This window comes from Hyphomicrobium sp. (assembly GCF_020852195.1).
Classification (GTDB): Bacteria; Pseudomonadota; Alphaproteobacteria; order Rhizobiales; family Hyphomicrobiaceae; genus Hyphomicrobium_C.
The window spans coordinates 1-7,712 of record NZ_JADZBI010000199.1 but is presented as its reverse complement, the minus strand read 5'-3'; the positions used below and the strand labels follow the sequence as shown (position 1 = coordinate 7,712).

Genomic DNA, 7,712 nt, shown 5'->3' with positions numbered 1-7,712 from the left:
TCGATCTGCGCGTCCATTGCGCTTCCGGCGTGGGCGCTCGGTCGAGATCCGACACTTCGAGTCGTGTGTGTCAGCTATGCGCAGGATCTCGCGGGAAAGCTCGCTCGGGATTGTCGGACGGTCATGGAAACAAATTGGTATCAGCGGGTGTTTCCTCACGCGCGACTCAATCGTGACAAACGCGCGGAGGAAGAGTTCGAAACGGCGAGAGGTGGCTATCGCCTCTCAACGTCGGTCGGGGGGACTCTCACCGGTCGTGGCGGAAACTTTGTCATTATCGATGACCCCATCAAGCCTCAGGACTCGTCCTCAGACGCGCTCCGCAAGAAGGCGAATGAGTGGTTTGACACAACGCTTCTGTCGAGGCTCAACGATAAGAAGAACGATGTCATCATACTCATCATGCAGCGTGTGCACGTGGATGATTTGACGGCGCATGTCCTAGAAAAAGGAGGTTGGAAGGTCCTCCGCCTGCCGGCAATTGCGGAGAAGGATGAATGCTTCCAACTCTCCGACGGCCGCACGGTTGGACGCAAGGCAGGAGATGCGCTTCACCCGGAGCGAGAATCGCTGGAGATCTTGAAGGACTTGCGAGCCGGAGTGGGGGAGCTACCGTTCTCTGCCCAATATCAACAGGCTCCAGTTCCGATTGAAGGTTACCTTCTCAAAAGACGCTGGTTGCAGATGTACGATAGCCTTCCCGCACGAAGCTCCGGCGAGCAAATAGTTCAGAGCTGGGACATCGCGATGGCCACGAGCGCAAATGCGGATTGGTCCGTTTGTACGACTTGGCAGGTCGACAGGAAGCGGACCAAATATTACTTGGTCGATGTTCTGCGAAAGCGCCTCACCTTTCCAGATCTGAAACGCGCCGTCGTAAGGCAGGCGCGGAGCTTTGAAGCAAATACGGTGCTCATCGAGAAATCTGGTGTTGGTATAAGTTTGGTGCAGCAACTGCGTGTGGAGCGCGATTTGATGCCAATTGGCCTTGCGACAGAAGGCTCAAAGGTCGCCCGGATGGAGGCACAATCGGCTCGCTTCGAGTCAGGAGCGGTTCTCCTGCCAAAAACAGCAAGTTGGTTAGATGGATATGTGGCAGAGCTCTTGGCGTTTCCAGGCGGACGCCATGACGACCAAGTCGACAGCACGTCTCAGTTTCTGAATTGGATCGAGGGGCGACGGCCCCGGGCCGGAGTGCTCTTCTGAAGACTTCCAACCTTCGGGGCGCTGATTCAGGCCGCTGTGTGCTTTGTGAGCGACAGGCCTTCTCCGCCGATGGCGTGCAGCACCGCATTGGCGAGCTCAGTGGCGGTGTTGAGGCGAAACTCTTGGTAGCGGTCGCGAGACTTGGCGAGGGTATTAGGCGTCAGGGCGTAAGCATCCTCTTTCTCGACCGAAACGTCAGGCACTCGCGACATAGGTATCAACCACGAAGCGGTGAGGGCGATGTTCACGGGATCAAAGAGAACGCAGAGAAGATAGCGATTGCCGAGATCGCTGAACGAAGCCTTGCGGATATTGAACTGAACGGTCTGACGCGCCGGGTTGGCAATGCGCGACTTAATCTGGAGTGTGACGGTGCGATGTGTTTCCTTGTCAAGAATTATCAGGTCAATCCCGCAGTCGTCTGAGATAGGCACGAAAGGCGACAGTCGTCCCGCTGATGCAAGGATGAGCGTTGAGGCTGCTAGGGCTTCGGTGACCTTACCCTTCTGAACAGTGCTTAGGTCAATATCTTTGGTCATAAGATGTCTCCTCTTATGTCGTGCCATCAATACGAGGGCTTCCGCCTTGCCCTAAGTGGCAATGCCCGGCTTGAGACTCATCGTCATCAATGCGTCCTCGATCCGTGGCTCAGCTGACGGTGGAAGTCCAGTGAAATGAGACTCATCGTCTGTAGATCAATCGTCACTAGCCCCGTTCCCTGCTGGGGATGGATGTGCGGCGGCGGCTCGGCCTCAATCTGAAGAGATTTCGAGAGGAGCAGGGCTTCTCACAGGAGGCGTTTGCCGATCAGTGCGGCCTGCACCGCACGTATATCAGCGGCATCGAGCGCGGCGTTCGCAACCCGACGGTCGTCATCCTGGATCGCATCGCGAGGGCCTTAAAGGTGCCAGCGGGCGCCTTGCTAGAACCGATCAAAGGTCGATGACATGGTGTGGCCAGTGCAACTTGATTCCGTTCAGCGGAAGCTGCAACCTGTCGATCGTAAAGCCCAGAGTTTGTCCACCCTCGTTGAGATCGTATGCGCTAACAGCGCTGCAAGCACGGGGAGGGGGATACTTGACCCGCAACGCCCTTCGTTGAGGTTGAAGTACTACGGAGGAATAAGAAGGCATCGCGCGAAGATGCGTCTAGAGCCTCAATTCTCGTCTAGCTCTCTCGATCATCTCTGGCGTGACATCGTGCGGGTAGCACAGTGGCGAATACCCGCCCGGCCTCGAATACGCACTCCTTCCCCCGCAGCGTCTTCCCGCCCGGTCCCGATCATCAGGACATGCGCAGTTCCCCGGATACCTTGCGCGGGACTCTGAAAGCACATAGCGAATAATTGCGTTGTCGTCCGGCTCCGATGCCGACTTGGGAGTGATCTTGGCAGGCGCGTGGCGCTCGATTGAACGCGAGTCGGGGACTTGCCTTCGTTCAATGGTGACGGACGGATGCTCTGAATTTACTTGCTCGGTCGTCACCGTTTGAGCTGGTTCAGACACCACCGCCTGCTGCACTGGCGGCTCGCTTGCCGTGGCGCATCCTGCGACGAAAAGAACTAAAGCAATCAGTGCGTGACGCTGAAACATGTCCGCGCCCCCAAAAAAACCAACTTAGCGTTGATCCGTAGGCGGCACAACAGGACCTCATCCTCGCCTCTACTCAAGCATCCAAACGGATTGATCGAGGCTATTGCAAGTGTTGGTATTTCAAGGGAAAGCGTGCCAACTCAGTACGAGAAAGAGGTTCTTGGGGCTACCATCCTGGGAGTCGGACAATGATTGAAGATAGGTCTTCGAGATTGAATGCCGTAAACGTGTACATCGGCGAGCGGATAAAGACGCGACGAGTGCACTTGGGGTGGAGCACCGAGGAGCTGGCTAATCGAACCGGCATTGCCCTCAAGCAAATGGAGGACCATGAGTCTGGCGCGTGTCGCGTGTCAGCCGTCCAGCTCTTTAAGCTCAGCCGGCAATTGGACGTACCGATTTTCTATTTCTTCGACGGCCTGGACGACACGTCGATCGCCCGAACCGGCGAAGCTCCTTCATACGGCGTTAGGCTAAAGGAGATGACCTATGGGAGGCATCGAGGCACTTTCCCGCTTTGAGGTCTTCCGACAAACTACGGCGGGCCGTCTTGCCATGCTCGAGCATCAGGGACAGCGCTCGACAGTTTTGCTGATCCACGGAAACTCGTCCTGCAAGGAGGTATTTGCTCATGTAGTTCCGATGCTCATCGAGGTCGGCTATGGTGTATTAGCGCCTGATTTGCCGGGACATGGCGACTCGGAGAACGCCAGCGATCCCCACAATACTTACAGTTTCCCTGGTTATGCGGCAGCCCTCGGAGAGCTTCTGGACGATGCGGGTGTTGAAGCGCCCATCATTGTAGGTTGGTCGCTCGGTGGCCATGTTGCAATGGAACTCGCGGCCCACAGGCCGACAGTGCGCGGCCTCATGGTGATCGGCAGTCCGCCCTGCAAGCCAGCCCCCGAGGCGCTCGAAGCCGCATTCCGCACGCATCCGACGACGCTACTTGCCGGGAAGGCCGAATTCAGCACTGATGACGTGAAGGCCTACGCGGCCGCGATGCTAGGGGTTGGAGAGCCCGATGCATTTCTGAGAATGCGGGTCCGGCGCACCGACGGCTTGGCGCGAAAGTTGATGTTTAGCAGCGCCCTCGCGGGTGTAGGGGTGGATCAGCGTTTGGTCGCGGCCGAACCCTCTAGGCCTTTCGCGGTGGTACACGGTGCCGACGATCCATTCGTACGGCTCGATTACCTGAGATCGCTCCACTACGGCCGACTATGGCGAAGCGAAGTGGTCGTGCTTGAGCAGGTAGGACACGCGCCCCATTGGCAGGCACCAGATTTCTTCACCCCGATCCTGTTAGCGTTTCTGAACGGACTTGACGCCCAATGAACGATATCCACAATATAATCATTTATCGCATAAGACAGAGGACGCGGAGTTCGGGGTGCGCTTCTTCGAAGAGTTTGTCGACGCATCAATGGCTGTATCTTCTCGCGACGAGCTGAGGGGACTTTTTTCTCAGTTCCTCGCTGAAGAGGGATACGAGAATTATATTATGACCACGGTCGCCGACAGGCGGGTCGGCTCAGTAGCTTGGCATGAGTTTCCGCAGGGCTACACAGAGACGTACTTTTCCGAGAAGTGGCAACTGATAGATCCTGTCCTGGCCGCTTCCTTTTCCTGCCGACGCCCCTTCCATTGGAGTGATGCCGCCCCGCCGGAGCAGTTGAGCGTCGCCGAGCGCAACTTCTTTGAAGCCTGTCGAGAAATCGGTGTTCACTCAGGTGCGTCGATACCCCTTTTTGGTCCGGCGTCTCGCCGCGACCTTGTAAGCATCAGTCAGCGAGGGCCAGACAAGGTCGATCCCAAAAGGTTTCCGATCATTTATGCGGCGTGCACGCAAACGTGGTGGCGCTTCATCGATCTCGGCGGCGAATGGCCAGATAGTGTTGGAACCGGCGTGCACCTCACGAAACGCGAGGCAGAGGTCCTCAATTGGGTTAAGGCTGGCAAGTCGAACGCCGACATCGCGAACATTCTCCACGTGTGCGACAGGACTGTCGAATTTCACCTCATCAACATGATGAACAAGATTGGCGCCCCAAACCGCATCGCCCTGGTCGTGATGGCCTTACAGCTGGGTCTTATTCACCTATAAAATCAATCTCTTAATGGGAACCTGAGGAAAACCTCAGTACGGCATGCGGCCGTTTTCGTGTCGTTTTCGAGCGCAGCGAAACTGCGTCGGAACCACGATCATGATCGAAGCCTTTTCCCTACGTACCGCTCACTATTTTGGAGACGCTTTGGCATCCCAGGCCTGCCTCCGGTACCGGGTCTTCGTCAAGCAACGAGGACTGGCTCATTCGGCGTTCGAGGGCATGGAGTATGACGAATTCGACACGCCCGGCGCGGTCTATTTGACCTGGCGCGACGAGCAACAGGTGGTGCGGGGCCTGATAAGGCTGCTGCCGACCACCCTCCCCTACATGGTCCAGAACTACTGGCCGCACCTCTTCGCGGATGCGCCTTTGCCGTGCTCGAGGAGCGTGTGGGAAGCAACGCGCCTTTGCGTCGACCGCACCTACACAAGCCCGCAACGGGTGCGGATCATGCCAGAGATCCTGTGCGCTCTCCAGGAATACTGCTCTGCACACGGCATCACCTCAGTGATCGGCGTGACGCGAAAGCATCTGCTCGAACACTTCCTCCGCACCGGTGTCCACTGGCTCGGGCCAGTCGACATCGTGGAAGGAAAGGAGGAGGCAGCGTTCTCCGTGCCGGCCACTCACCTACGCCCGGAACATCACTGCCGCAAACTCGGAATTGAAGGCTCCGTGCTCAGATTGATGCCGGATCCCGATCGGCGGGCGGCTTAATGGAGAAGAATAGGCAGCAACACTCCAGTGTAAGCGACACTGCCAGCCCGGCCGTGGTTGCACGGCACATGATCGATGCGGTGACCTACCTCATCGTAGTGGCAGAACGCGCCAACCTGCCAAGGCTGGCGTTTCTGCTGAACCGCGTTCGTCGAGAGCTTTTTGCAATCCAGAGCGCCGAGGCGGTGAAACGCCGGACGGTCGACGGACGGCAACGCTGAGATCGCGGCAGGTTGTGGCCGGATCTGGTCAAATTTTGGGGGATTTCATGAATGTTCATCCGTCGCCGATAGTTCGGCACTTTGATCCCTTCTCCATCGAGTCAAATGTACGGTCATACTGCCGGCGTATGGCTTCGACTTTTCGTCGAGCTCTCAATGCTGAGGTCTGGGACGACGAAGGACGCCGATACATCGACTTCCTCTCGGCGTGCGGCGCCCTGAACTATGGGCACAACCATCCGGCTTTGAAGGCGGAGCTGCTCAAGTACATCTGCGGCGACGGTATCGCCACCAGCATGGACCTCCATACGTCGGCCAAGCGTGCATTCCTCGCAAAGTTTTTTGGGACGGTCCTCCTCCCGAGGCGGCTCGACTATGTGATTCAGTTTCCTGGCCCTACAGGCACCAACGCGGTGGAGGCCGCACTAAAGCTGGCGCGTAAGGTCACGAAGCGTCGAGACGTCGTTGCCTTTACCAATGCGTTTCACGGCATGAGTCTGGGTGCGTTGGCCGCAACCGGTAGCCGCTTCGCGCGTGGCGGCGCGGGAGTACCCCTTTCCCATGTGCATCGGTTGCCCTTTGCGTGCGCAGGCAACGACGGCGTTAAGGTTCTTCATGACTACCGTGACGCCGTTTGCGACCCGTCGTCAGGCATCGAAGCGCCTGCTGCGTTCATCGTCGAAACGGTTCAGGGCGAAGGGGGATTGACCGTCGCACCATATGAATGGTTGCGTGCGCTCGAATCCGTTGCGCGGGATCTTGGCGCACTGGTGATCGTGGATGACGTACAGGCCGGATGCGGGCGCACTGGGCCGTTTTTCAGTTTTGAACGGGCCAACATCTTCCCCGACATCGTTTGCCTCGCGAAATCGATCAGCGGCTTTGGCCTACCCATGGCCGTCGTTCTCATAAAGCCTCAGTTCGACCGATGGCGTCCAGCAGAGCACAACGGAACCTTCCGCGGCAACAACCATGCTTTCGTCACCGCGACTGCAGCACTTGGCCTATGGGAGAACAAGAAATTCCAAAGCGACATCACTACGCGGGAGCAGGAGCTGTGGAATTGGGTCGATGGCATTGCGGCCGACTATCCGAGGTTTCTGGAAGCTCGTGGCATCGGGATGATGCAGGGACTGAGGTTCGCCGATCCGCACATTGCTGTTGAGGTCGCCGACCGCGCCGTCAGGAACGGGCTGCTCATCGAGTTGTGCGGACCACATGATGAAGTGCTAAAGCTTCTGCCGCCCCTTACCATCGAGCAGGAAGTCCTAGAAGAGGGACTGTATCGTCTTCAGGACGCGATCCGCGCGTGCCTTTCGCCCGCGAGGATGGGGTACCGACGCTATCGTCTCCGTCGGAGTGAGGGCTCCTCACGCAAAAGAGAGACATGAACTACGTCTAACCTGAGGAAAACCATAGTTCTTGCCCTCGCAACATCCTGCAATTCTCTGATCTGGATCATTGCTCGACTAAAAAAGAGCGTAGCGGGAGAAGCGCAGATGTCGTGGGATGAAAAACGCCAGAGTGCAAAGTGTCTCGTTCGCCTCTTTCTCTGGGCGGAACGTGAAGCGGAGGATGTTCTCGACGACCCGAGGTTTGCATCCAGGATACACAGCTGTGCTGCCGATCTTATGCGTGACTTCGGAATAGCCGTCGAGGAACTGTCATCGACACCCCCACCGGGGGACGCGATTATGAATTGAGCGAACACTTGCGTCACTGGTCATTGGGGCTGCGTGGGAATAGACCGGTCGTCATTGCCCCAGCGAGATGCTTCGACCGAGCGTGAAAGCCGTGTGATGTGACGGCGGACGTTGGCTGGACGGCGGCGGCACCGTCTCCTCTACGGTTCGTATGCGCCAAACACG

Annotated in this window: 8 protein-coding genes; 7 read left to right on the top strand and 1 reads right to left on the bottom strand. The window is 57.5% G+C overall.

The window, feature by feature from the left end:
• On the top strand, positions 1-1,206 hold a 1,206-nt coding region (gene terL, locus IT540_RS16955), incomplete at its 5' end, for a phage terminase large subunit (protein WP_291180648.1).
• A gap of 26 nt (positions 1,207-1,232) precedes the next feature.
• On the opposite strand, the gene IT540_RS16950 is transcribed toward terL, so the two are convergent.
• Positions 1,233-1,745 (bottom strand): hypothetical protein, encoded by a 513-nt coding sequence (locus tag IT540_RS16950; RefSeq protein WP_291180646.1) that lies wholly within the window; start codon positions 1,743-1,745, stop codon positions 1,233-1,235.
• A gap of 188 nt (positions 1,746-1,933) precedes the next feature.
• Between IT540_RS16950 and IT540_RS16945 the strand changes: the two genes are divergently transcribed.
• From IT540_RS16945 to ectB, 6 genes are all read left to right on the top strand, one after another.
• The gene (locus IT540_RS16945) at positions 1,934-2,152 is read left to right on the top strand and encodes a helix-turn-helix transcriptional regulator (RefSeq protein WP_291180645.1); all 219 of its coding nucleotides are present in this window, start codon (positions 1,934-1,936) and stop codon (positions 2,150-2,152) included.
• A gap of 1,135 nt (positions 2,153-3,287) precedes the next feature.
• Positions 3,288-4,133: an alpha/beta hydrolase gene (locus tag IT540_RS16940; protein WP_291180644.1), complete on the top strand. Its 846-nt coding sequence runs from the start codon at positions 3,288-3,290 to the stop codon at positions 4,131-4,133.
• A 55-nt stretch (positions 4,134-4,188) separates the two neighbouring features.
• Entirely contained in the window at positions 4,189-4,902 is a 714-nt protein-coding gene (locus tag IT540_RS16935) for a LuxR family transcriptional regulator (RefSeq protein ID WP_291180642.1), read from the top strand.
• 100 nt (positions 4,903-5,002) lie between these two features.
• Entirely contained in the window at positions 5,003-5,623 is a 621-nt protein-coding gene (locus tag IT540_RS16930) for an acyl-homoserine-lactone synthase (RefSeq protein WP_291180640.1), read from the top strand.
• Between the two features lie 68 nt (positions 5,624-5,691).
• The gene (locus IT540_RS16925) at positions 5,692-5,844 is read left to right on the top strand and encodes a hypothetical protein (RefSeq protein WP_291180638.1); all 153 of its coding nucleotides are present in this window, start codon (positions 5,692-5,694) and stop codon (positions 5,842-5,844) included.
• Positions 5,845-5,891: 47 nt separating this feature from the next.
• A complete protein-coding gene (gene ectB, locus IT540_RS16920) occupies positions 5,892-7,235 on the top strand; it encodes a diaminobutyrate--2-oxoglutarate transaminase (RefSeq protein ID WP_291180636.1) in 1,344 nt (447 codons plus the stop codon).
• Positions 7,236-7,712: the final 477 nt, after the last annotated feature.